Genomic DNA, 23999 nt, shown 5'->3' with positions numbered 1-23999 from the left:
CCACCAAATATTAACACTCAATGAATAAAAAAAAACTTTAAATCAAAATAAATCTTCTATTTAGCAAAATGGCCTACATTCAAAACTATAAAAAAAGGCCGACAATAAACCGACCTTAATCATAGCCAGATACTATTAAAAATTAGGGATATTATTTATAACCTATATAAGATGTAGCCTGAGCAAAAAGCCTAGATACAAATGTTCTTTTTGCTTCCGGCACTCTATTAATCTTATTAAGCCTATTTTTTATTAACTCCACTATACTTGTATAACCTTTTTGATTCGCTATATTCATCGCAGTTTGGCCATTATTATTTTTAGCATTAACATTAATATCTTTTGCTTGTAATAGCTTTGTGATTATCTCTGTGTGACCTTCGGAGGCAGCCAATGTTAAAGCAGTATCGCCACCATATTTATCCTTAGCATTAACATTAATACCTTTTGCTTGTAGCAGCTTTGTTGCTATCTCTGTGTGACCCTTTTCAGCAGCCAATATTAAAGCATTATCACCATTTTTATTCTTAGCATTAACCTCAATATCTTTTGCTTGTAGCAGCTTTGTTGCTATCTCTGTGTGACCCTTTTCAGCAGCCAATATTAAAGCATTATCACCATTTTTATTCTTAGCATTAACCTGAATATTTTCTCTTTCTAGCAGCTTTGTTGCTATCTCTATATGCCCATTGTCAGTAGCTAATATTAAAGCGGTCTCGCTATCATTATTTTTTTTAGCATTAACATCAATATCTTCTTTTTCTAGCAGTGCGGTTGCTATCTCTATATGCCCATTGTCAGTAGCTAATATTAAAGCATTATTACCATATTTATTCTTAGCATTAACCTTAATACCCTTTGTTTGTAGCAATACCTTTACTACCTCAATATGACCTTTGGAAGCAGCCAATATTAAAGCAGTATTGTTATTATAATCCTTAGCATTAACATTAACACCTTTTGCTTGTAGCAGCTTTGTTACTATCTCTGTGTGACCTTTGGAAGCAGCCAATATTAAAGCAGCATTGTTATAATGATCCTTAATATCTTCTTTTTCTAGCAGTGCGGTTGCTATCTCTATGTGGCCTTTGCAAACAGCCAATATTAAAGCATCATTTTTAGCATTAAAATCAATACCTTTTGCTTGTAGCAGCTTTGTTGCTATCTCTGTGTGACCCTTTTCAGTAGCCAATATTAAAGCATTATCACCATTTTTATTCTTAGCATTAACCTCAATATCTTCTTTTTCTAGCAGCTTTGTTGCTATCTCTGTGTGACCCTTTTCAGTAGCCAATATTAAAGCATTATCACCATTTTTATTCTTAGTATTAACCTCAATATCTTCTTTTTCTAGCAGCTTTGTTGCGATCTCTGTGTGACCCTTTTCAGTAGCCAATATTAAAGCATTATCACCATTTTTATTCTTAGTATTAACCTCAATATCTTCTTTTTCTAGCAGCTTTGTTGCGATCTCTGTGTGACCCTTTTCAGTAGCCAATATTAAAACATTATCACCATTTTTATTCTTAGTATTAACCTCAATATCTTCTTTTTCTAGCAGCTTTATTGCGATCTCTGTGTGACCCTTTTCAGTAGCCAATATTAAAACATTATCACCATTTTTATTCTTAGCATTAACCTCAATATTTTCTCTTTCTAGCAGCTTTGTTGCTATCTCTATATGCCCATTGCCAGTAGCTAATATTAAAGCATTATTACCATATTTATTCTTAGCATTAACATCAATATCTTCTTTTTCTAGCAGCTTTATTGCTATCTCAGTGTGACCATTGTAAGCAGCCCATATTAAAGCAGTATTGCCAATATTATCCTGAGCATTAACCTTAATACCCTTTGTCTGTAGCAGTGCGGTTGCTATCTCTATGTGACCACAACCAGCAGCCAATATTAAAGCGGTCTCGCCATCATTAGCTACAGCATTTACCTCAACACCTTCTGTTTCTAGCAGCTTTATTGCTATCTCAGCGTGACCATTGTAAGCAGCCCATATTAAAGCAGTATTGCCATCATTATCCTGAGCATTAACCTTAATACCCTTTGTCTGTAGCAGTGCGGTTGCTATCGCAATGTGACCCTTTTGAGCACTAAACCTTAAAGCGGTCTCGCCATATTTATTCTTAGTATTAACATCAATACCTTCTATTTCTAGCAACTTTATTGCTATCTCAGTGTGACCATTGTCAGTAGCCGCTATTAAAGCGGTCTCACCATACTTATCCTGAGCATTAACATCAATACCTTTTACTTGTAGCAACTTTGTTGCTATTTCAGTGTAACCATTGGAAGCAGCGCATATTAAAGCATTCTCGTCATCTTTGTCCTGAACATTAACATCAATACCTTCTATTTCTAGCAGCTTTATTGCGACCTCAGCGTGACCATTGTAAGCAGCCAATATTAAAGCGGTATAGCCATCATTATCCTGAGCATTAACATCAGCGCCCTGGCTAATTAGCTGGTTGCACTGATTGATAAAGGCCTGCTCATTACTGATATTATCAAGGTTACTCAGCCAGTTGCTATTAAGCTCTTCTAGTTTTTTCTTGTTTATTGTTAAGGCTTGCTGTCTTTGTTGTTTTTCCTCCGGGCTAAGATCAAAATGATTTTGATAACAATCCGGCTCTATGAGCTCACTAAGCTTCTGCTTAGGAGAAATATAACGCACTAATTTATATAATGTTTGTAACATTATTAAGTTTTGTTTGCTCAGCTGGTCCATATCTAGAGTTGCCACTAAAGCATTAGCTATTTGTTCTACCTGAGCATCAACATCAATACCCTTTGTCTGCAGCAGCTTTATTGCTATATCAATGTGCCCTTTGGAAACAGCCACCATTAAGGCAGTATAACCGTTATTATCTTTAGCTTCAAAGTCAGCACCCTGGCTAATTAGCTGGTTGCATTGATTGATAAAGGCCTGTGCATTACTCATATCATCAAAATTACTCAGCCAGTTGCTATTAATTTTTTCTAACTTACTCTTGTTTACTGTTTTATTCTTAGTATTAATATCTTCTTTTTCTAGCAGTGCGGTTGCTATCTCTATGTGCCCATTGTCAGTAGCTAATATTAAAGCATTATTACCATATTTATTCTTAGCATTAACCTTAATACCCTTTGTTTGTAGCAATACCTTTACTACCTCAATATGACCTTTGGAAGCAGCCAATATTAAAGCAGTATTGCCATCATTATCCTTAGCATTAACATCAATACCCTTGGTCTGTAGCAGTGCGGTTGCTATTGCAATATGACCATTGTAAGCAGTGCATATTAAAGCGGTCTCGCCATCACTATCCTTAGCATTAACGTCAATACCTTCTTTTTCTAGCAGCTTTATTGCGATCTCAACGTGACCATTGTAAGCAGCCAATATTAAAGCGGTATTACCATCATTATCCTGAGCATTAACGTCGATACCTTCTTTTTCTAGCAGCTTTATTGCGATTTCAGTGTGACCTCTGGAAACAGCCAATATTAAAGCGGTATAGTCATCATTATCCTGAGCATTAACGTCGGCGCCCTGGCTAATGAGCTGGTTGCACTGATTGATAAAGGCCTGCTCATTACTGATATTATCAAAGTTACTCAGCCACTTACTATTAACCTCTTCTAATTTATTCTTGTTTATTGTTAAGCTTTGCTGTCTTCGTTGCTTTTCCTTCAAATTAAGTCGAGGTTGAACTTGATAATAATCTGGCTCTATCAGCTCGCTAAGCTTCTGCTTAGGAGGGTTATAATATACTAAGCTATATAATGTTTGTAATATCACCAAGTCTTGGCTACTTAACTGGTCCATATCTAAAGTGACTACTAGTGCATTAATTATTTGTTTCAGTTGATGGGTAGTTAATGAGGTAAGATGTTCCTTTTGGGCTTGTTCATGCTTTTGGCATAAAGGTAATAATATCAATTTACCATCTACTAGTGTAGGTATTTCCTCCAGCGCACTGATAATATATCCTTCAATGGTAGAAACCACATCGGCTTCTGCCTTGAAGCTTAGCCCAAGACCAACCTTAGGATTAAGCAATAATGCTTGTAAGATATGAAAGCCTGTTAATAACCGTTCCGGGTTATCCTTATTGCGCCCAATATTCACTATAGCAGCAGTGACAGCATTGTTAGAGTTAAGTATTCTTGTTACTGTTCCATCTGCTTGCAATAATTCTGTTTCGGTTGGAGCTAAGTTAAGATCGTGTTCTGTATTGAGCAAGAATCCTGCTATACTACTAAACCCATGGCTGATCGCAAAAGGTAATAAGGTTTCAATTGTTACTTCATCGCGATCATTATGCTCGCTAAGCGTTTTAATCAATTTATCTGTATCATTCGGTTGGATAGTATTAAATAATGCTTTTAGCTGTTCTAGCTTAATTGCGCCATTTATCAAATCAGCTTGAGCTATAATTTTAGGGTTGGTAAGCATCAACCAGATTATAGCAGGCTCATTTAGATTCATCGCTTTTAATATGCTAGTTTCACCATTTTCTTTAATAAACTCTTGGCTAGCAGTTTGTTCTATATACTCGTCTGTATCATCTATCGTATCTTCTAACTCATCTAAAAGCTGTTCTGGATTAATTACTTCAGCTAAGTGATTAATGACTTTAATTGCACTCTGGGCATGCGGGTTAGCAAGTATTCCCCTAATTAAGGCTAATCTATTAGCTTTTGCATTGTCACTAAGTCCAAAATCAGGCCTTAACAGATATTGTAACAAGCTGTTTTGATCATTAGTGTTAACCCAACAGTTAGGTGTAATCAATTCTTCTTTGTTTAAACTCTTAATGGCTTTTAAGGCCTGCTCTAAGCTTACTGTAGAGTGCCCATTGATAAATGACTGAATTATCTTAATGCTCATAATAACACCTTCCTTGCCACTCACATGGGGATATGTACGCAGATATTAATAAATTAATATTACCATATTCTTAAAAAAAAGTAAGTATTAAATATATTGATGCAAAAATTTTACACTATTGAGATTTTCTCAATCTTGTCTATAAGATTTAAGTAAAAGCTATTGGTAGGTAGGTCAGTAATAAATATTTAAACAATACATAATATTAACTCTCTAAAAATCTTATTATTAAAGCACAAACTTCTTACCGCTAAATACAGATAAATAATAGACTTTTTTCGAAATTATAATTTTAATTAAATTTGAAGTATAAGTATTTGATCGGAGGAACTATCAAATACAAATAGATCAACGTTTTAAAAGGCGATAAGTTTCGTCGATTAATAGGTGTTTTATGAACAGTAGGATGATGTATTAAATATAAGTACTTAAAATCAAAAGCTTTATAGATATTTAAATTCTATTTTTATTACTAAGGTGCAGAACCGATTTATGTATAAAGGTTACTCTTAAATATTAGTATCCACAAAACGGCCGTTTTGTTTAGCAGGGATAATTTTAAAGACCCAAGAAAAATAAAAGGCCAGCAATAAACAGACCTTTCTTGTAACAAAGGATTAATAAATGTGTTTAAGAAATTCCACGTCCTTTCTCTTGCCTTACTGCCATATCTGCAAAACTCTCGGCTTGTTGAAATTCTGGGGATTTTAATTTTTCTTGTGCCTCTAGCTTTTCTAACCTTGCTAGCTCTTCTTTTTTTGCTTCCTCGAAAATTATTATCAAATCATCATCAAGGACAATTGTAATATCTCTATTTTGAGTCTGTTTTACATAAGCGCTGGCTTTTCCTAAGGCGCCAGCTCCCTCTGCTCCTATGTAATTATCTCTTAAGTTAAGAGAAGTAAGCGATTTGTTAATGTTTAAAGCATCAGCTATTGCTTGAGCTCCAGCATCTCCTATTTTATTATGCCGTAAGTTAAGAGATCTAAGAGCTTTGTTAGTTTTTAAAGCATTAGCTAACTCCTTAGCTCCCGCATCTTCTATGCTATTATATTCTAAGTTAAGGGATCTAAGAGCAGTGTTAATTGTTAAAGCGTCAGCTAACTCCTGAGCTCCCGCATCTCCTATGCTATTCCGATTTAAGTTAAGAGAAGCAAGAGTAGTGTTGGTTTTTAAAGCATCAGCTAACTCCTTAGCTCCTGTATAGCTTATACTATTCTTATCTAAGTTAAGAGAAGTAAGAGTGGTATTAGCTTTTAAAGCATCTGCTATTGCTAGAGCTCCCGCAGCTCCTATACTATTCTCATCTAAGTTAAGAGAAGTAAGAGTAGTGTTAATTTTTAAAGCATCAGCTAAATCCTTAGCTTCCACATCTGTTATGCTATTTTCTTCTAAGGTAATAGAATTAAGAGCTTTGTTAGTTGTTAAAGCATCTGCTATTGCTAGAGCTCCCGCAGCTCCTATGTCATTCCAATTTAAGTTAAGAGAAGTAAGAGTGGTATTAGCTTTTAAAGCATCTGCTATTGCTAGAGCGCCTGCAGCTCCTATGCTATTCCAATCTAAGTTAAGAGAAGCAAGAGTAGTGTTGGTTTTCAAAGCATCTGCTATTGCTAGAGCTTCCTCTGTTCCTATGCTATTACTTTTCAACTGAAGAAAAGTAATAGTGGTGTTAGCTTTTAAAGCATCAGCTATTGTTTTAGCCCCCTCTGCTTTTATATGGCGGTATGCTAATTCAAAAACAGTAATATGGTTAGCAATATGTTTGGCTTGATCGCAAGTTACTTGGATAACTTCATTATTATAGCTTATGTTAATACGTTGTTGTAGATTTTGATTATTACTAAGCTTAATAATATTTAATAATAGGAGGAGGCATGATGAGTTCTCCATCTTATTAAAATTAATATTTAATAAGTAGTGCTTATCTTTGAGCTGATCATATGCTTTAATGTAATTAACTAAACCTTCTAAAGAATTTATAGTATATTCTATTTCTACTTTCTGCTTGCTATTGATTTTCTGCTGCTTTTGCTCTAAATCGTGTAATACTTTTATAAGAGTTTCTACTGTAACTGCCTCTTGAGCGCCTGGTGTAATTGCAGCTGCATTACCCTCAAAGTATCTATCAAGCTGGATATCATTTTTATCCTCTTGCAGGCCTTTATATCTATAATCTATAAAGGTTCTGGCGTGTTCTAGAGGAACTTGAAGCTTAGATAAGAAAGCAGTATCAATATATTTAGGATCAAACATCCCTTTAGCATAGTAGGCTAAAGCTTTTTTAACATATTTCTGCCATTTATTAGATACTAACCTGTGCCTAGCTAAATCTTTATTAGGAAGAAAACCAAAAAGATTGTAGATTACATCCAAAGGAAGCAAGCTATCATCAGGCTCATTATTTAAAGCAGTTACTTGAGTATCTAAAGTTTCGTTAGTCATTACGCGAACCTATATTAATAATAAAACTGCGGATATGTTAACGTAAAATTAGTAAAAATAAAGTCGTTAACTAAAACAAAGCTTCTATTTAGCAAAATGGCTTAGCTTCAAAACTATAAAAAAAGGCCGGCAATGAACCGACCTATTTTATAGCAAAGGATTAATGAATGTGTTTAAAAAATTCTACATTGTTTCTCTTGCCTTGCTACCATATCTACAAAACGAGATTTTGGGGATTTTAATTTTTCTTGCGCCTCTGGTTGTTCTAATCTTGCTAGCTCTTCGTTTTTTGCTTCCTCGAAAATTATTACCAAATCCTTTCTAAGGACAATTGTAATATCTCTATTTTGAGTCTTTTTAATATAAGCGCTGGCTTTGCCTAAGGCGCTAGCTCCTGCATCTTCTATGCTATTCCAATTTAAGTCAAGAGAAGCAAGAGCAGTGTTAGTTTTTAAAGCATCTGCTAAATCCTTAGCTCCCGCAGCTCCTATGTTATTCCAATTTAAGCTAAGAGAAGCAAGAGCTAAAGCATCAGCTAAATCCTTAGCTTCCGCATCTCCTATGTTATTAGCACTTAAGTCAAGAGAAGCAAGAGTAGTGTTAGCTTTTAAAGCATCAGCTAAATCCTTAGCTCCCGCAGCTCCTATGCTATTATATCTTAAATTTAGAGAGCTAAGAGATTTGTTAATTTTTAAAGCATCAGCTAAATCCTTAGCTCCCGCATCTCCTATGCTATTATGCCTTAAGTTAAGATATCTAAGAGCTTTGTTAGTGTTTAAGGCATCTGCTATTGCTTGAACTCCTTCTGCTCCTATGTTATTCCAACTTAAGTTAAGAGAAGCAAGAGTGGTATTAGTTTTTAAATACCCAGCTATTGTTTTAGCTCCCATATCTCCTATGGCGCAGTGTGCTAATTCAAGAACAGTAATATGATTAGCAATATGTTTAGCTTGATCATAAGTTACTTGGGTAACTTCATTATTATCGCTTATGTTAATAAATTCTGGTGGATTTTGGTTATTACTAAGTTTAATAATATTTAATAGGGGGTTAATGAAATCATTATTGCTTGGGCTTTCATTTTGATTAAAATCAATCTTTAATAAGTAGGGCTTATTTTGTAGCTGATCATATGCTTTAATGTAATTAACTAAACCTTCTAAAGAATTTATAGTATATTCTATCTCAACTTTCTGCTTGCTATTAATTTGCTGCTGCTTTTTCTCTAAATCTTTTAATATTGTTATAAGAGTTGCTACTGTAACTGTCTTTTGAGCGATTAGTGTAATTGCAGCTGCATTACCCTCAAAGTATCTATCAAGCTGGATATCATTTTTATCCTCTTGCAGGTCTTTATATCTATAATCTATAAAGGTTCTGGCGTGTTTTAAAGGAACTTGCAGCTTAGATAAGAAAGCAGTATCAATATATTTAAGATCAAACTTTCCTTTAGCATAGTAGGCTAAAGCTTTTTTAGCATATTCCTGCCATTCCTTTAGTACTAGCTTGCCATTAGCAATATCTTTATTAGATGAGAGAAAGCTTAGAATGTTGATGGCCAAATCTTCTGGAAGAGAGTGAAGATTAGCAGTAGGGCCATTATCCAATGTAGTTACTTGAGTATTTAATGTTTCGTTAGTCATAATTAATACCTATATTATTACAATCCGCCAGATATTAACATTTAGTTAATAAAAAGTAAAGCTGTTAACCAAGGCAAAGCTTCTATTTAGCAAAATGGCTTAGCTTCAAAACTATAAAAAAAGGCCGGCAATAAACCGACCTTAATTATAGCAAAGGGTTAATAAAGGTGTTTAAAAAATTCCACGTTCTTTACCTTTACTCGCTACCATATCTACAAAACTCTCGGCTTGTTGAAATTCTGGGGATTTTAATTTTTCTTGTGCCTCTAGTTGTTCTAATCTTGCTAACTCTTCGTTTTTTGCTTCCTCGAAAATTATTCCCCAATCCTCCTCTCTAAGAATAATTGTAATATCTCTATTTTGAGTCTTTTTAATATAAGCGCTGGCTTTGCCTAAGGCGCTAGCTCCCGCAGCTTTTATGTAATTATGACATAAATCAAGAGAAGTGAGAGTAGTATTAATTGTTAAAGCAGCAGCTAAATCATTTTATCAGCAATTATCGTAGTATTAACTATATCTTTAGTGAGATTTTCAGCTTGAGTTATATCATTTTTCTGCCCTGGAGTAAGAATGAATTTTAGCGGATTTCCCAAAGCATCAACTAACGCATGAATTTTGGTAGTAAAGCCACCTTTACTCCGCCCTAAGGCTTCTTGGTCTTGGCTGCTCTCATAATATCCAGCACTACAGGCATGTGCCCTTACGATAGTTGAATCTATCATGGTGGCCTCTAAATCCGGATCTGCCTGTAAAGATTGAAATAATTCTTGCTATACTCCCTTCATTGACCATCTCCGGAATCGCGCATGGATCGCCCGCCATGAACCATAGTTACTTGGTAATAATCGCCACTGGTATCCACTCTAACTACATACCAGATCGCTTCGATAAAAACCCTAGATTTTTTCTCATCCTTGCATCTAATATCTTTGCGAGGCTTTAATATATTATAAAATTTGTTCCCATTCTCTTTTCCTATGTAATATTTCATCTCGGTAATTTGTTTCTGTTTCGCAACTACAAATTACCAACCATTACCTATTATTCAACTACTTGCTACCATTAAATTATAGAAATCTTCACAGAACCTAGTTTAAGTAGTAGTTTTATCCTCTGATAGCATCATTTTTGCATATTTTATATTTTAAAAATATTATTATATGAATTTAACTATTAACAATTAATTAAAAATAAGTTGAAATTAATATAGAAACTTTACATTTTTATAATGAATGCTAAATAAGTATATATTCAGTTTGTTTTTCAAAAGGTTATGGGCAAAAGTTGTACAGGGAAAGTATGAGAGATTATACTCAATATGAAGAACTTCCTTTAGTAAGAGATATGGCTCAATTCTTAGCCAAAAATGCATTTGAAAATACTTATGTTTTAGCGTGCCAGCATATTTTACCGTCAGTGCATTTAATGTTACGCTCAATGATAAAATTAGGTTTAAAGTCTGAAAATACAGCTCTGATAGGTAAATGCTATTCTACTAGTAACCTAGCTATGCAAAATATGATGAAAGAAGGTATTTATGTATGTCCTTCGAGTAGTAAATTTGATAGTTATAGATCATTTGATGAGCAGTTTATCGAAAATATAAATTTGTTTGTAGAAAGCCAGTTAAGAAGAATGCAAATTCCAACTGATGCAAAGTTAATAATTATAGATGATGGTGGTGAATTAATCACAGTAGTCAATCATAAACTTGAAGGTTATAGGCATATTTTTGGAGTAGAACAAACTACTGCAGGAAGTAATAAGCTTAAAAAGGAGAACCTTAATTTTCCAGTGGTAAACATAGCCAGATCTTTTGTTAAACTTCGAGTGGAGTCACCAATGATCGCCCAATCTATCACTAAGGAGCTTCTCAGGAATATCGATCAACTAAATATACCAGTTAATAAATGTTTAATTATAGGTAATGGATCAATAGGAAGTAAGCTGAAGAAAACATTGCAAAATAAATTTGACGTTACCATGTATGACATAAAAGATTATAAAAGTAATATATCTTTTCATAATTTAGTTTTAGCTACTTATGATTTAATCATTGGCACTACGGGAACAACTTCAATTAATTATCATCAACATAGTTTACTTAAAAAAGGGGCGATCTTAGCCAGCGCATCATCATCCGATAGAGAGTTTGATGTGGTTTACTTACGACAATTGGTAGATACGACTACGAATTGCCATGAGATAATTAAAGCGAAAGACTTATACTTATTAAACTCTGGATTTCCATTAAACTTTAAGGGAAGTGATTATGATAGTGTTGAGATGGAGAAAATACAACTAGTTATAGCATTAATGTTTATGGGTGTTTACCAATTATTAATTTCAAAAGTAACAAAAAAAGGGTTGGTAAGACTGAAGCCAAGCTACCAACAAGCTATCCTTGATAAATTCTTAGAAATAAATCTATCACCTATGCATATGGTATATAAAGCCAAAGAAGAGTTGGTATAATTGTTTTAATTAATATAGGCTGCTTATTAATATAAAAGCATTGTTTAACTTCACTTAAATATGATATATTTTAACAAATAAGTAAAATTATTAGTTTTAAACAATTGTATGATAAAAGTAAAATGTACTAACTATTTTATAATAAAGATAAACAACCATATTAAAGAGGAATTTAAAAATACAGAAGGACACCTTGCTAGCTTAGGATTATTACTTTTCATTGGGTATATAGGTTTTTATTTTTTAAATTCATTATTTTTTACCACGCAAGATTATGAAAATTTATACCTTCGTTTGATAGTGGCAGCTTTGGCTGTTCCTATATTGTTTGCTAAGTATTTACCACAAAGTATAGCAGATAAGTATTTACATATTCATTGGTATATAACGTTACTCTATTGCTTACCTTTTTTCTTTGGTTTTATGTTATTAAAAAACCCAAATTCAAATATATGGCAAATTAATGGTTTAGTAGGGTTAACAATTTTAACGTTATTTGTTGGAGTTATTTCTTATATATTCCTTTTTACCATAGGTAGTGTATTAGCTTTTGCAGTGTTTTGGTTTACCTCAAGTCATAGTGAGCTTCCTTCTAATATTATTGGAGTATTTGGGAGCTACATTCCTCCCATTATTTATTTTATAATTTTTTCTACTAAACAGCATAAAATATACCAAGAGAAGATCAGCGCAATGAAGGTACTAAGTGGAATAATAGCTCATGAGATGCGTACTCCCCTTGCAGGAATTACAGCTGCTGCACATGCTTTTAAAAAATATCTACCTATACTGATTAAAGGTTATTCGATAGCAAAAGAACAGAGTATGATTTCAGAAAACATACCAAAAACTAACCTAAACTTATTAGAAAAACTTCCTCATAATATTAGTCAGTTGGCTAATGATGCTAATGTTGTAATTGATATGATGCTCATGCGTTTAAAACAAATAGATAATATCAATACAGATAATATTTGTTCATTTAAAGAATGTATTAGCAAGGCACTAACGCAATACTCTTTTATGGAAGGAGAGAGGGAGCTGGTTAACTTTGATCACACTCAGGACTTCAAATTTAAGGGTAATGAGTTACTAATTATTCATGTATTATTTAACCTGCTTAAGAATGCTATTTATTATGTTAGAGCAGTGGGCAAAGGAGATATTAAGATCTGGATAGAATTAGGAGATAAGTATAATAAATTATATTTTAAAGATACAGGTGCTGGCATTTCTCAAAAGGCTATGGTTAATTTATTTAAACCATTTAATACAGATACCAGGCATGGTACAGGACTTGGGCTTGCTTTTTGTAAAGAAGTAATGGAAAAAATCAAAGGTAAAATTAGTTGTGATTCAAAAGCTGGTGAATATACTCAGTTTACATTAAGCTTTCAAAAATTAGAGGATTAAAGAAATGAACATTTTACCCATATGTTATTTTCCTACTACTGTAGTTTTAATTGATGATAATAAAATCTTTTTATCAAACTTAAATATGGCTTTAGATTCAGATCGTAAGTATTTAACCTATAGTAATGCTATAGAGGCGCTGAAGTTTTGTAAAGAGAGCTATCATCCAGATAATTTTACTAAGCGATTTGCTGAGGAAATTTATGGGGAAGGGTATCAGAGTAGGGCAATTAATTTTAACATTTCTGATTTATATAAAGAAATATATAATCCTAATCGCTTTGCGCAAATTTCATGTGTAATAGTAGATTATGATATGCCAGGGGTAAATGGCTTAGAAATTTGTGCTGCTATTACTGATCCTAATATTAAAAAGATATTACTTACTGGCGCTGCTGACGAACACTTGGCGGTAAAGGCTTTCAATCAAGGGCTAATTAGCCACTTTATAAGTAAAACTGATATAGATGCTATCAATAAAGTTAATCAAGCGATAATAGAAGCAGAAAAAAGTTACTTCAATAGCCTATCTTCCATGGTCGCCAATCTTATTATATCTGATAATCCTTACACGGTTCTTGCTGATTCTGCTTTTAGAGAATTATTTTATAATATTATTAAAAAGCATAATATAGTTGAGCATTATTTGTTTGAAGAATATGGCTGCTTTCTTATGGTTGATAAAGATGGCAATTGTTATAGATTATTTATATATCCTGAAGCTGATATAGAAGAAATAGCAATAGAGGAAGAAAAGAAAGGTATACTAGATAAAGCTACAATCAATGAGTTAAAAAATAAAAAACTTATGCTTTGTTTTCATTGCGGTGATAAGGAAAGTATTGATATTAAAGATTTAAAACCATTTTTGCATCCTGCACAAAAATTAGTATGTAAATCAGGTAGCTATTGTTATACTTTAATTAATGAAAACATGAATATTGATAAAGATAAAATATTATCTTTTAATAATTATTATAATTTAACTCGATGAAATAATAAAGGAGCTAGCTCCTTTATATGGGCATTGTAGATTATTGGTTCATCAGAATCATTTTGTGGATTAAGGGCGATCAAGTTAAAACTGTTATTTTTGGCTATCATGAATCGTCTAAAGATGATTTTTCCTGAACTTAGCTTGGTAATACAATCTTTTCAAAATTACTTTCCTGGAAAATCCCGCCCACTAAATCACCAATGTTAAAAAATGGTGTCATATCATTATTATAAATAGTGTAAGTGGTAATTCACCCATATCAAACTTAATTTTAAGTATTGTTGGAGCGTATGGAGAATTTGAATTATCATTAAGTAAAGAAAGGTAGCTAGAGGGTATCCACCTTGCTAAACAAAGAGGGATGTACAAAGGCCGTAAAAGAATTTTAAATGAAGAACAAACCGAACAGCTAAAACAAAGAATCACTGTGGGAGAACCAAAAGCGCAAATTGCAAGAGACTTAAAAATTTCTAGAGATACTTTATATAAATATTTAGATTATTAATCTTAAGATGTTTGGTCGTTTTCTATATTGTATTTAAGCATTGGTTTAGATCCTATTTAAAAAGATCTATATGTGTTCCTGATCTAGTAAGAATTAAGGTGTTATGAATGATTTTATATATTAAAAGCCAATCGGGTTCTATATGAAGTTCTCTAAAACCATCCCAATTTCCTACAAAATATGATCTTTATTTTTTATAGGTAAATCAACTTTTATTACTAATATCTCAATTATCTTCTGAATCTTTGCAAGGTTTTTTCCTCTTTTCTTTAGAAGCTTAATGTCTTTCTTAAATTGATTAGTATACTAAAGTTCCAATATGATGGTTAATCATTTAGGATATCATCTATGTTGGTTGCTCTGCTGGTTTTTCTTTTAGTAGCGTCTTCTATCGCTCTTACAGTTGCTCTATTTGGTATTTTTGCTTCAAAAGGCAATCCTTTATGTAAGCAAACTTGGGTGTAAAATAACCTTACAGCTTCTACTGATGAAAGGCCTACTTGATGCAAAATTTGTTCTGCTTTCTTTTTCAGTTAGCTATTAATCCTAGCATTTACTATGCTATTTTTGCGAGTCATCTTAGATACCATTGTATTACACACGTCATACAAATTAATAAGTTTTAGATGCAAGATCAAGCTGTTTGTTTTACTTCAGCATTAATAATTATTTCTTCAATCGGCTGAATAAAAGTAGCGATCACAACTTTACTAAGATTTGGCTTTCTACGGTTTGTATCAAGAAGCGCTTCTATTCCTCCTTCATTAACCGCTCTGTGATATCTGTAAAATGTTTCCCTAGAGAAACCCGTTACTTTACAGGCTTTAGAAATATTTCCTAACTCTTCGGCTAAGTTTAAAAGTCTTACTTTATTTTTGATAATTCTTTCACTACTATAATTCATGAGGTTATCCTTTTTGTTATGATGTTAAAATTTGTACTTACATTAAAATGGATAACCTTACTTTTTCAAGTAATGTCATATTAAATCTAAACTAATTCAAATAGAAGTTACAAGCGAGCAACTGCCTATTTTCTTACCTATAGAAAAATAGTACTATATAAATAAGGTAAAATATTTATAATACCTTATTTATATATATGTCTTGGCTATTTACCTAAACCAACCCTTGCTTTGTATAGGTAATTTAATCTTGGTTTCTTCAAATACTTTTTCTCTAGCAGCCTGATAATTTTTTTCTTGCTCTTCTTGAGCTGCTTTAGAGAATAACCACTCTTCGTTAAACTCCTTCTCAATTTGCGGATTAAGATTGTGCTCTTTTGCTACTTCTTGCCATTTTGCTCTTAAGATGCCAATAATTTCATCCTGCATTTGTTCATCGGTAAATAGTTTATATTCTCTTCTCTCAGGTGCAGGTGGCAAATATTTCATATTATCATTAGCTCTTTTTATAGCTTTTTCTATTTTTAAATCCCTTTCTTTAAGGGCAGATTCATCTCTTTCTAAGAAAATAAGTTCTTCCTGAACCATTTTCCTATAATAATCTTCATATTCCTGTGAGGAAGGATCGTAACCATTGATTAGCCTAACTACTGGCTGCAATTCTATATTAGGGTTTAAGATACATTTGCTGTGTCCTTGATCATGCCAATCTTGAATATTTCTTGCTTCATAATAATGCCCTGCTTGATCTTTATATGGCTCGCGCATTATATTCATGGTTATTCCACAATAATATTTTTGATCTAATAATCCTGCCACATTAACCTCTTGCTCTTCAAACCTTTTTATATATTCATCGATAACTCTACCTTTACCATGATATTCATTACTCTCAATTAACTCTTTTAGATGATAGTCAAACTTGCTTTCGTAATATTTTACCTTCCTTTTCAATTCTCTGAGCTTTTCCTCCTCTGCAACTTTCTCATTATAAAGATTCTTTAAAAGAGGGATTCTTTGTTTTAAGGTTTTTACATATTTTTCCATCAAGAATATGTAATTATGATTACCTCGAGTGAAAAATTCCTCAGCTATTTTATCATGTTCTTCGGATTTATAAATCTTAAACGGCCTAGGCTTAAATAAGAGAGAATAATATTCTATGCGCAATAACTTAGTGTGGAGTTCATGATCTGATTTTCCGTACACATAATATTCAAGCTCATTTTTCCCAAAATTCCCTCCACCAGTTACTACCCCAAAGGCTACAGTAGCAGCAGCAGAAAGCTTCAAAGATTCAAACAATGCAGCTGATAAAGCACCTTTGTCATAATAAGCTAAAAAACTTCCTGCTCCAAATAAAGCGCCAATCCCAGCACCTAATTTTACCCCTGTGAAAAGTGCTTCCACCAGATATTTTTGATGATAACCTTGCTCTTTAAGCTCTTCAAGTCTTTCCCTACCCTTATTAATAGCATTAATGATAGGATCTAAGAGATTTTGATAACTAACTTTAGCCAAGTCAGAAACACCACTTGAATGACTTGTTTCACTATCCTGATTTGCATCAAATATAGTTGACTCAACTAAACTTAATTCTTCAGCAGTATTCATATTTGGCATAGTACCTCTATATTTAAAAAATTGATATTTTTTAGATGTTATTACGCAATTCCTTGGGTATTGCTAGGCCCAGCCTGCTGCTGTCTTGCTGTAACATAATCTTGCCATTTATTATTATCTTCATTATGATTTACCGAACTTCCTGCTTGTGAAGATGAAGCTGCAGGCTGAAAGTAATTATCATTTAACTGTGATTGGGGTATTTTACCATTATGTATAAGTTCTTCATCTCTAGATGATTGCAGTTCACTTCTAATCTTAGCCTCTAACTCTTGTCTAATATCCCTTTCTATTTGTTGTTCCTTTTTGTAACGTTTAATTTCATCTAATTGCGCCTCTAAAAAGCCCTTTGCTTTACATATATTTTTATGTTCACGTTCCAAATTTTGCTTTCTATTGTTAAGCCCATCAATTTCAGACTTGAATCTATTAATTTCTTTAGCTAACTGCCGATGAATTACAACAGGTCTACTAATATCATCAATAATTTTGTTTGCAGCTAATACTCTACTCTCTGCTTCTGTATATTCTCTATCTATCCTATTAATCCTGTCTAGTTGTTCTTTAAATTTTTTATCAGCTGCATCTTGAGCATGTTGTAATGCATACACATATCCTACTCCTGCTCCTACTACGGCAACACCTCCTATTATCGCAGCACCAGCTACAACTGCTGAACTAACACCTACAGAAGCAGCAATGCCAGCAGCAGCCTCTGTACTTGCAACAGCTGCTCCTGCTCCTGTGAATTTAACTGTTGCTATACCAGCTACACCTCCGACTCCTGCACCAGTTCCTATAGAGTCTTTTGTAAATGATTCTCTATAAGCTTTTTTTTGTTGTTCAACTCTTTCTAAGGTCTCACCTTTATATGTAGCTTTTTGTTTCTCTGCTTTAGCCTCTTCGTATGCTAACCCTATTTTATATTCCTCAGAGCCTTCAATCTCCTTTATTTCTCTTTCTGATTCTTCTAAATGTTCTTTTAAAGTTTTCAAAGATATATTAGTTTCCTGTAATTCTTCATATAACGCTGATGCTTTTTCTTTCTTTTCTTCAAATTGTTTTGATAGTGCACTTTCAATATTATCATCATCTAAATAATTTTTAATAATCATAATCTCTCCCCATTGTTGCAATATTTGTCATTAAGTAGTAAGTTCAAACAGCATTATTCTTAAGAATATATTAATATTCCCATTAGATTAAATTAATGGTTATATTCAACTAAAAATTATTAAAGGGAGAAATTTTTATATTTTTCACTCAATAGAGAAATATTCTAATAATTTCAAAATAGAAGGTTGATTTTTAAATATTAATATTAAGTAACCTCTTGAAAATGCTTGAATTTAACAAGTATTAGTAATCCAATCCATTGCCTTTCTGATGAGTTTTTTAATTCTCTAATTTTAGGTAATTTTGCGTAGATTCAATATGCTTTTCTATAGCTTGCTGAATATTTTTATTGGTTTGATTATTGCAAGGCTTATTATTAGCTAGCTTATAGTAAACTTCATTTACCTTGTAATGTTCTTGCTCTTTCTTACTTCCCATCAGATTCTCTGTAAACTGCATTGATTTTATATTATCCAGCAGTTCTTTCGGTTTAATATCAGCTCCAGTAATTGCTTTATATCTATCAGCTATACGAACTGCTATACGTGCATTTTCAATACCGCATTTGGTTTTAATATGAAGTTCTAATGCTCTAGAGTGTAAAATTACTTCTTGCTGCTCAACCTTGTTTTTAATGTAATCTTGCTCTGTTTTAGTGAGCTTTAGTTTCTTTCTATTGTCTCTTAGCAATCTAACCTCATAATGTGCTGTTTTCCAGATTTTTTCATATGCTTCTAATAGGGCTTCTATATATATTTGACTATCACCTCGTTCCTTAAGATAATTGCTGAAGTTAGAATTAATTAAGCTTAGAGCTGGAGTGACTTGCGTATAAGAATATGATCTAAATCAGGTTTAATTAATTCTGCTCCTACTATTGCAGTGTTAATAGATGATGAGAAGAGATACCTGGCAAGCTTGCGTTCTGCTATAGAACACAGGAGGAAGTATTTAACTTATAATGATGCACAGAAAGCTCTAAGATTTTGTAAAGAGAGCTATCATCCAGATAATTTTACTAAGCGATTTGCTGAGGAAATTTACGGGGAAGGATATCAGAGTAGGGCGATTAATTTTAACATTTCTGATTGATATAAAGAAATATATAATCCTAATCGCTTTGCACGAATTTCAAATTGATGAAGACAAAATATTATCTTTTAATAATTATTATAATTTAACTCGATGAAATAATAAAGGAGCTAGCTCCTTTACATGGGCATTGTAGATTATTGGTTCATCAGAATCATTTTGTGGATTAAGGGCGATTAAGTTAAAACTGTTATTTTTGGCTATCATGAATCGTCTAAAGACGATTTTTCCTGAACTTAGCTTGGTAATACAATCTTTATTATGAAATCCCTCAAAATTACTTTCCTGGAAAATTCCTCCCACTAAATCACCAATGTTAAAAAATGGTGTCATATCATTATTATAAATAGTGTAAGTGGTAATACCTGGATATAAATCTTTTAAGTATTTTTGTTCTTTAATAAGATTTTCTTCGTCATTTGCCTTAAAGCTAGTTAGAGAAGTATATCTAATAGGAGGTTGCCCAGTCCCATGCTTTAGCCATTCTTCGGTTACAAATATTCCTTCTAGGTGATAAAGTTCTATGCAACGCCTAATGCCTTTATCAGTTAAAGGTTTATGATTATTCTCCCACATCCGCAAGGTGATTTCAGGAAAAGTATGATTATTGGAAAGTTCGGTTCGATTTAAACCTGTTAAAGACCTTATATATTTTAAGCGCTCAGCTATTGTTTTTAAATCCATCATGTAATTATTTATATTTTATTGATTACGAGCAATATAATTAAAATTCATAAATTTCAAATAGTTAAATTTTATCTCTATAAAACTATTGTAAATAACGATATTTTATATTGACACGTATCACTTTATTATATAGAGATAATTTATACAACAATAAATAAATTAACCTTTTGTTAAAAGAGTATTAATTGCATATTAATAAAGTTTAAAACTCCAAATATGATATGGGATAAACAATTATGCCGCATAAAGTAATAGATAACATAGAGAAAAAAGCACAAATATTAAGGGCATTAAGAGAAATAACAAGCCTTAGTGATGAGCAAAAATTAGATCTGATGGACCAATATAACCAAATCCAAGAGCAATTAGATACTTCACTAAAGGAAGGAATAAATGAGTGCAAAATAACAGCTAATGCGTGTTTAGATTTAGTATCAGGGCTGGAAATTGTTACTCAGTCATTATCAGAAAAGTTCCCGGAACTGAATAAAAAACTTACAGAAGTGAGATCTATACTAAATAGCGAAAAGTTATATTAGTAAGCTACTGATTTATAAGAATAAACGTTCTTCTCAATGATAATTAATATAAATTCATTATAGTTATTAACCGATTGTTAATGATAAGATGCTATAAAAGATCAAAGCTATAGACAGAGCAAGCGTGACAAATAGTAGAAATATCAGAGGCAAAGTAATAGTAGCAAATAGATAAGCCTTTAGATTTATGAGGTGAGATGGCGTCTTCAACCGTATTTCCTGATAATTAGTTACAGTATGATAATTAAAGAAAAAACAACCATATGTATTATTTAAGAAAAGATTATGTATAAGTTACTTGATATTAATATAACCGAAGATGAAATTAAAATGAAAGCTGGTATTAACTTAACCTCAAAAGCTATTGAAATAGATATAAAAGAATTAGAGGGACTTCAAAACAATTTTATCAAAGCGCATTCGCTTTTTGTAAAGCTATTAATACTGGCATGTAAGTATAATAATCATAACTACATACAAACCCTTGTGTCTAAATTTAAATCTTCATCAACCAATGTAAAACCTACCTTCTTTTTAATTGTATTATTTTACCTACTAGGCTCCTGTTTACTGTCGCTTTGTTTTCTACTACGACCTTCATCTCTGTTATATGCATCATTGTGTCTATGGCCTCTTCTTGAATGATGCCTACTAGTATCTCTCCTATAAGGATCAGCTCTCTCCGAATCATGTCTGCTGCTTGCACCTCTATCATAGTTCTCATAACTTTGGCTATGTCTATAATCTCTGTCATGATCATGACTTCTTCTGTGCTCTCTAGTGCGTTCATATCTATCATGGCCATGACTACTGCTAGCGCCACTACTGAAGTACTCATATTCACCTTTAGTCTTCTGTTTCTTAGAGCTATAATGGTCCATTCTTTCTCTATCAGAAGCTGATGCTTCAGGGTATGTATTCTCCTCTTCTCTTTTACGTTTTTTAGAGGTAGGCGCTTGTTCTGCACTTGATGTGCTGGCTGCAGAAACAGTGTCACCTGGCGCTGTAGTGGATAGGCTAGAAGCTGCCACAGATCTGCCTGGTAACATTTGTCTAAGCTTTTCTTCTAAAATCTCTTTAAAAGGCTTTTCTTTTGTCACCGGATCAGGAGAATTAGTTGAATCTGCAATAAACTGATTGCCTCGTTGTTGTGCTTTAAAGCTAAAAGATTGCTCTAAAGCTTCTTGTAAATTGTTCCTATCTATATTCAGCCTTTTTCCTAACTTTTCTAAGTTAGGTCATATCAATTCTAAGTCATGCTCGATTATGACATTTTTAAGTTCTGGATTCAAAAAAGAATCTTGTGATGTAAAAAAAGAGGAATGCCAGCAGGGAAAATAAGCCCATGCCCATGTTCCTCTCTTGTTTCAATAGAAGCATTTGGAATATCCTGATCTTCATCTTCTTCCCTTCGAATATCGGCAGAATATTTCTCATTTATAGCCCTAATAATGTATTCACAATGTAAGCAACATTTTTTAGATATTCCTATATAAATAGGTTCTTTTGTGTTATTTAAGATTTTATCTTCTAGTAACTTTTGGATAATTTTCATTTCCACATGAATTTTTCTACCATTAATTCCTAGAGGTTTTCTTATGATTATAATGTGGTTTTCTTCGATTGCTATTATTAATGGTTTTTTAAAGGCTGTGCTCCCTTTAGGTCTAGTATAATAATCTAATATTGATATTGTAACTTTATCAAGAGCTTTAATAAAAACTGATGATGGGCGGCCTGGATTTTTCGTTACCTCTTTATATAGAAAACTATAGTTTTTTAATATATCGTCTCTAGTTTGTTTCAAGTTATCTTGGTTAACGTTAATACATTTGTATGCTAAAAAATTTATATACTCTTTAATTCTTCAGCTAAAGAATTATCCTCATTGTTGCTAGCAAAAAGAAGCTTTTCTCCATCAAAGCATACTGCGCCACAAACATTCTCTCCCTGGACCAGGCGTATCATGGCTTTGTTGCTGGATTGATTTAGAGCTAGACATTTAATTTAAACCTATATTGCTAACATATCTGATCAATTCTACCATAAATAATTACTTCCAAAAAGCAATTATTAATAATTTAAGAAAAGTATTAAATTTCCTATCTATATAGTTAAATATTGTAAAGTTATAAGGGGAATATTATATTTATTGATGCTTTATATTACTAGTGACATGATAGGAAAAATCACTATTTAGATAAGGTATATTATGAAAGAATTAACACCAAAAGATAGAGAACTAATTCACGCAGTTTGGAAAAAAGATTTAAATAAGGCCAAAACCTTAATAGAGCAAGGTGCAAACGTTGATCTAGAAGATTTAGGAGGAATTACCTTACTACATTATGCGGTAGGCAAGCAAAGTATAGACATAATTGAATTCCTTCTAAGCAAAAATAAGATTGATATAAATAAGCAAAAAGAAACTTATGATCGAGAAACCGCATTAATGATTGCCACAAGATTTAAAAATAAAAAGATCATGGAGTTATTATTAGCAAAAGGAGCAAAAGTTAATATTAAAGATAAATATGGAGATACAGCTTTATATTGTGCGGTAAGTAAAGACTTTATATATGGCGCTAAACTTCTTCTGGAACATAAAGCCGATATGACTATATCTAATAATTGGAACATGACTTCTATACATAAGGCAGTGATTTCAAATAATAAAGAAATGCTGGAAGTATTGCTAGCATCTCTTAAAGATTATAATATTCTTACAAAAATATTAGATCAAAAGGCAACTCTTTCCAATCATCAGTTTGATGAAGAAGGGGAAGATATGGCTGGAGAATTTACTCCCCTAGAAGCAGCAGCAATGGAAGGCTATTTAGAGCTGATACCTATTTTAATGAAATATTATCCAGCTGAAATAAATAAAGATGACCCTAAATTAAGTTCCTTAGAGGCATTATATACGGAATATCATTCGTCAGAGGACAAGATAGATGAATTCAGGACAGCAATAGAAAAAGGCATAGAGGATCAACATGCAAGAATTAATGCTGCCCAAGAGGCAAAAATTAGCAATGGTGAGCAACACAAATCAAAACAAAAGACTTTAGGAAAACGAGAAAAAGATGTTTCTATTGATGATAACCCAGCCTATAAAAAACATAAAACAAACTACGGAAGATATACCAGAAAATATAACAAACAATCCTCTGAGCAGCAGACAAAAAGTTATAAAGGCAAATAAGGATGTAGAAGAGCGGGATTGCCTATTATTCAATGTATAGGTAAGCTATAAGCCTGAATATTTCCATCTTCCTATCTTTTATTTAGAAAAAAATATTTCTACTAGAACTTTTTTTATTAAAGGAACATAGGATGAAATTAATTACTTCTATTCATATTTTGCTTTCAATTGCTTTATAATCTTCATCAATCTTTTACTAGTTAATACTTATTTCTTATTTCTCTCTTAATGGCTTTTTACCAAGCTATATTTAATCTTTTTAAATGCACTTCTGCAATTTTTAGGTCATATTCATTCTGCAAATTGAGCCAGAATTGTAGTGTTGTACCAAAATGCCTAGCTATGATTAAAGCTATCTCTGCAGTAATCGTTCTTTTGCCATTTATAATCTGAATATATTAATCACTTAGCCACCTGTTTTTTGATATTTATTGATTAGCCAAATATTAAATGTTATAGTTTTTATGTTATTT

19 protein-coding genes and 3 pseudogenes are annotated in these 23999 nt (G+C 32.4%); 7 read left to right on the top strand and 15 right to left on the bottom strand.

Features of this window, described 5'->3' with window-relative positions:
• Nucleotides 1-151: 151 nt before the first annotated feature.
• From EF513_RS06080 to EF513_RS08190, 5 genes and pseudogenes are all read right to left on the bottom strand, one after another.
• The gene (locus tag EF513_RS06080; RefSeq protein ID WP_125216511.1) at nucleotides 152-4885 is read right to left on the bottom strand and encodes an ankyrin repeat domain-containing protein; all 4734 of its coding nucleotides are present in this window, start codon (nucleotides 4883-4885) and stop codon (nucleotides 152-154) included.
• A 630-nt stretch (nucleotides 4886-5515) separates the two neighbouring features.
• Nucleotides 5516-7327: an F-box protein gene (locus EF513_RS06075; protein WP_125216510.1), complete on the bottom strand. Its 1812-nt coding sequence runs from the start codon at nucleotides 7325-7327 to the stop codon at nucleotides 5516-5518.
• Between the two features lie 173 nt (nucleotides 7328-7500).
• Entirely contained in the window at nucleotides 7501-8970 is a 1470-nt protein-coding gene (locus EF513_RS06070; RefSeq protein WP_125216509.1) for a hypothetical protein, read from the bottom strand.
• 476 nt (nucleotides 8971-9446) lie between these two features.
• On the bottom strand, nucleotides 9447-9692 hold the full coding sequence (locus EF513_RS06065; protein WP_125216508.1) for a transposase: 246 nt from the start codon (nucleotides 9690-9692) through the stop codon (nucleotides 9447-9449).
• Between the two features lie 48 nt (nucleotides 9693-9740).
• Nucleotides 9741-9821: pseudogene (locus tag EF513_RS08190) on the bottom strand (IS5-like element IS711 family transposase); the annotation flags it as partial.
• A 448-nt stretch (nucleotides 9822-10269) separates the two neighbouring features.
• On the opposite strand from EF513_RS08190, the gene EF513_RS06055 reads away from it, so the two are divergent.
• The 4 genes from EF513_RS06055 (at nucleotide 10270) to EF513_RS08065 (ending at nucleotide 14360) form a co-directional block, all read left to right on the top strand.
• Entirely contained in the window at nucleotides 10270-11445 is a 1176-nt protein-coding gene (locus tag EF513_RS06055) for a Rossmann-fold NAD(P)-binding domain-containing protein (protein WP_125216507.1), read from the top strand.
• A gap of 108 nt (nucleotides 11446-11553) precedes the next feature.
• The gene (locus EF513_RS06050; protein WP_125216506.1) at nucleotides 11554-12858 is read left to right on the top strand and encodes a sensor histidine kinase; all 1305 of its coding nucleotides are present in this window, start codon (nucleotides 11554-11556) and stop codon (nucleotides 12856-12858) included.
• A 4-nt stretch (nucleotides 12859-12862) separates the two neighbouring features.
• Nucleotides 12863-13852: a response regulator transcription factor gene (locus EF513_RS06045; RefSeq protein ID WP_125216505.1), complete on the top strand. Its 990-nt coding sequence runs from the start codon at nucleotides 12863-12865 to the stop codon at nucleotides 13850-13852.
• A gap of 364 nt (nucleotides 13853-14216) precedes the next feature.
• Nucleotides 14217-14360, top strand: coding sequence for a helix-turn-helix domain-containing protein (locus tag EF513_RS08065; RefSeq protein WP_241208577.1), 144 nt, complete (start codon nucleotides 14217-14219; stop codon nucleotides 14358-14360).
• Between the two features lie 52 nt (nucleotides 14361-14412).
• Here EF513_RS08065 and EF513_RS08185 read toward each other — a convergent pair.
• The 6 genes and pseudogenes from EF513_RS08185 to EF513_RS06010 form a co-directional block, all read right to left on the bottom strand.
• A pseudogene (locus EF513_RS08185) lies at nucleotides 14413-14654 on the bottom strand (type II toxin-antitoxin system YafQ family toxin); the annotation flags it as partial.
• 32 nt (nucleotides 14655-14686) lie between these two features.
• Nucleotides 14687-14893 carry a type II toxin-antitoxin system RelB/DinJ family antitoxin gene (locus tag EF513_RS06030; protein WP_125216504.1) on the bottom strand — a complete coding sequence of 69 codons (207 nt, stop codon included), beginning with the start codon at nucleotides 14891-14893 and terminating at the stop codon, nucleotides 14687-14689.
• A gap of 167 nt (nucleotides 14894-15060) precedes the next feature.
• Nucleotides 15061-15264 (bottom strand): annotated as a pseudogene (locus EF513_RS06025) (helix-turn-helix domain-containing protein); the annotation flags it as partial.
• 210 nt (nucleotides 15265-15474) lie between these two features.
• On the bottom strand, nucleotides 15475-16887 hold the full coding sequence (locus EF513_RS06020; protein ID WP_125216502.1) for an RING finger protein: 1413 nt from the start codon (nucleotides 16885-16887) through the stop codon (nucleotides 15475-15477).
• Nucleotides 16888-16928: 41 nt separating this feature from the next.
• Entirely contained in the window at nucleotides 16929-18002 is a 1074-nt protein-coding gene (locus tag EF513_RS06015) for a hypothetical protein (RefSeq protein WP_125216501.1), read from the bottom strand.
• Between the two features lie 280 nt (nucleotides 18003-18282).
• A complete protein-coding gene (locus tag EF513_RS06010; protein ID WP_125216500.1) occupies nucleotides 18283-18693 on the bottom strand; it encodes a hypothetical protein in 411 nt (136 codons plus the stop codon).
• A 192-nt stretch (nucleotides 18694-18885) separates the two neighbouring features.
• Between EF513_RS06010 and EF513_RS06005 the strand changes: the two genes are divergently transcribed.
• Entirely contained in the window at nucleotides 18886-19095 is a 210-nt protein-coding gene (locus EF513_RS06005; protein WP_125216499.1) for a hypothetical protein, read from the top strand.
• 78 nt (nucleotides 19096-19173) lie between these two features.
• Here EF513_RS06005 and EF513_RS06000 read toward each other — a convergent pair whose 3' ends face one another.
• On the bottom strand, nucleotides 19174-19782 hold the full coding sequence (locus EF513_RS06000; RefSeq protein ID WP_125216498.1) for a hypothetical protein: 609 nt from the start codon (nucleotides 19780-19782) through the stop codon (nucleotides 19174-19176).
• Nucleotides 19783-20018: 236 nt separating this feature from the next.
• Here EF513_RS06000 and EF513_RS05995 point away from each other — a divergent pair, with 236 nt between their 5' ends.
• Entirely contained in the window at nucleotides 20019-20321 is a 303-nt protein-coding gene (locus tag EF513_RS05995; RefSeq protein WP_125216497.1) for a hypothetical protein, read from the top strand.
• A 548-nt stretch (nucleotides 20322-20869) separates the two neighbouring features.
• Here the strand turns inward: EF513_RS05995 and EF513_RS05990 are convergent.
• Nucleotides 20870-21421 carry a hypothetical protein gene (locus EF513_RS05990; RefSeq protein WP_125216496.1) on the bottom strand — a complete coding sequence of 184 codons (552 nt, stop codon included), beginning with the start codon at nucleotides 21419-21421 and terminating at the stop codon, nucleotides 20870-20872.
• A gap of 188 nt (nucleotides 21422-21609) precedes the next feature.
• The gene (locus EF513_RS05985) at nucleotides 21610-22128 is read right to left on the bottom strand and encodes a hypothetical protein (RefSeq protein ID WP_125216495.1); all 519 of its coding nucleotides are present in this window, start codon (nucleotides 22126-22128) and stop codon (nucleotides 21610-21612) included.
• A gap of 405 nt (nucleotides 22129-22533) precedes the next feature.
• Between EF513_RS05985 and EF513_RS05980 the strand changes: the two genes are divergently transcribed.
• On the top strand, nucleotides 22534-23526 hold the full coding sequence (locus tag EF513_RS05980) for an ankyrin repeat domain-containing protein (protein WP_125216494.1): 993 nt from the start codon (nucleotides 22534-22536) through the stop codon (nucleotides 23524-23526).
• A gap of 236 nt (nucleotides 23527-23762) precedes the next feature.
• On the opposite strand, the gene EF513_RS08180 is transcribed toward EF513_RS05980, so the two are convergent.
• Nucleotides 23763-23912, bottom strand: coding sequence for a helix-turn-helix transcriptional regulator (locus EF513_RS08180; RefSeq protein ID WP_410528588.1), 150 nt, complete (start codon nucleotides 23910-23912; stop codon nucleotides 23763-23765).
• Nucleotides 23913-23999: the final 87 nt, after the last annotated feature.

Source organism: Rickettsiales endosymbiont of Stachyamoeba lipophora (assembly GCF_003932735.1).
Classification (GTDB): domain Bacteria; phylum Pseudomonadota; class Alphaproteobacteria; order Rickettsiales; family 33-17; genus RICK01.
Note: the sequence above shows the minus strand (reverse complement) of the source record. Positions and strands in the feature narration are given on the sequence as shown.

What these genes read in the sequence shown, in the direction of transcription:
- EF513_RS06000 (WP_125216498.1), bottom strand. Translation starts at nt 19,782, where the DNA reads ATGATGGATTTAAAAACAATAGCTGAGCGCTTAAAATATATAAGGTCT.
- EF513_RS06070 (WP_125216509.1), bottom strand. Translation starts at nt 8,970, where the DNA reads ATGACTAACGAAACATTAAATACTCAAGTAACTACATTGGATAATGGC.
- EF513_RS06020 (WP_125216502.1), bottom strand. Translation starts at nt 16,887, where the DNA reads ATGCCAAATATGAATACTGCTGAAGAATTAAGTTTAGTTGAGTCAACT.
- EF513_RS06075 (WP_125216510.1), bottom strand. Translation starts at nt 7,327, where the DNA reads ATGACTAACGAAACTTTAGATACTCAAGTAACTGCTTTAAATAATGAG.
- EF513_RS06045 (WP_125216505.1), top strand. Translation starts at nt 12,863, where the DNA reads ATGAACATTTTACCCATATGTTATTTTCCTACTACTGTAGTTTTAATT.
- EF513_RS05980 (WP_125216494.1), top strand. Translation starts at nt 22,534, where the DNA reads ATGAAAGAATTAACACCAAAAGATAGAGAACTAATTCACGCAGTTTGG.
- EF513_RS06055 (WP_125216507.1), top strand. Translation starts at nt 10,270, where the DNA reads ATGAGAGATTATACTCAATATGAAGAACTTCCTTTAGTAAGAGATATG.
- EF513_RS08065 (WP_241208577.1), top strand. Translation starts at nt 14,217, where the DNA reads ATGTACAAAGGCCGTAAAAGAATTTTAAATGAAGAACAAACCGAACAG.
- EF513_RS06050 (WP_125216506.1), top strand. Translation starts at nt 11,554, where the DNA reads ATGATAAAAGTAAAATGTACTAACTATTTTATAATAAAGATAAACAAC.
- EF513_RS06065 (WP_125216508.1), bottom strand. Translation starts at nt 9,692, where the DNA reads ATGATAGATTCAACTATCGTAAGGGCACATGCCTGTAGTGCTGGATAT.
- EF513_RS05995 (WP_125216497.1), top strand. Translation starts at nt 20,019, where the DNA reads ATGCCGCATAAAGTAATAGATAACATAGAGAAAAAAGCACAAATATTA.
- EF513_RS06080 (WP_125216511.1), bottom strand. Translation starts at nt 4,885, where the DNA reads ATGAGCATTAAGATAATTCAGTCATTTATCAATGGGCACTCTACAGTA.
- EF513_RS06015 (WP_125216501.1), bottom strand. Translation starts at nt 18,002, where the DNA reads ATGATTATTAAAAATTATTTAGATGATGATAATATTGAAAGTGCACTA.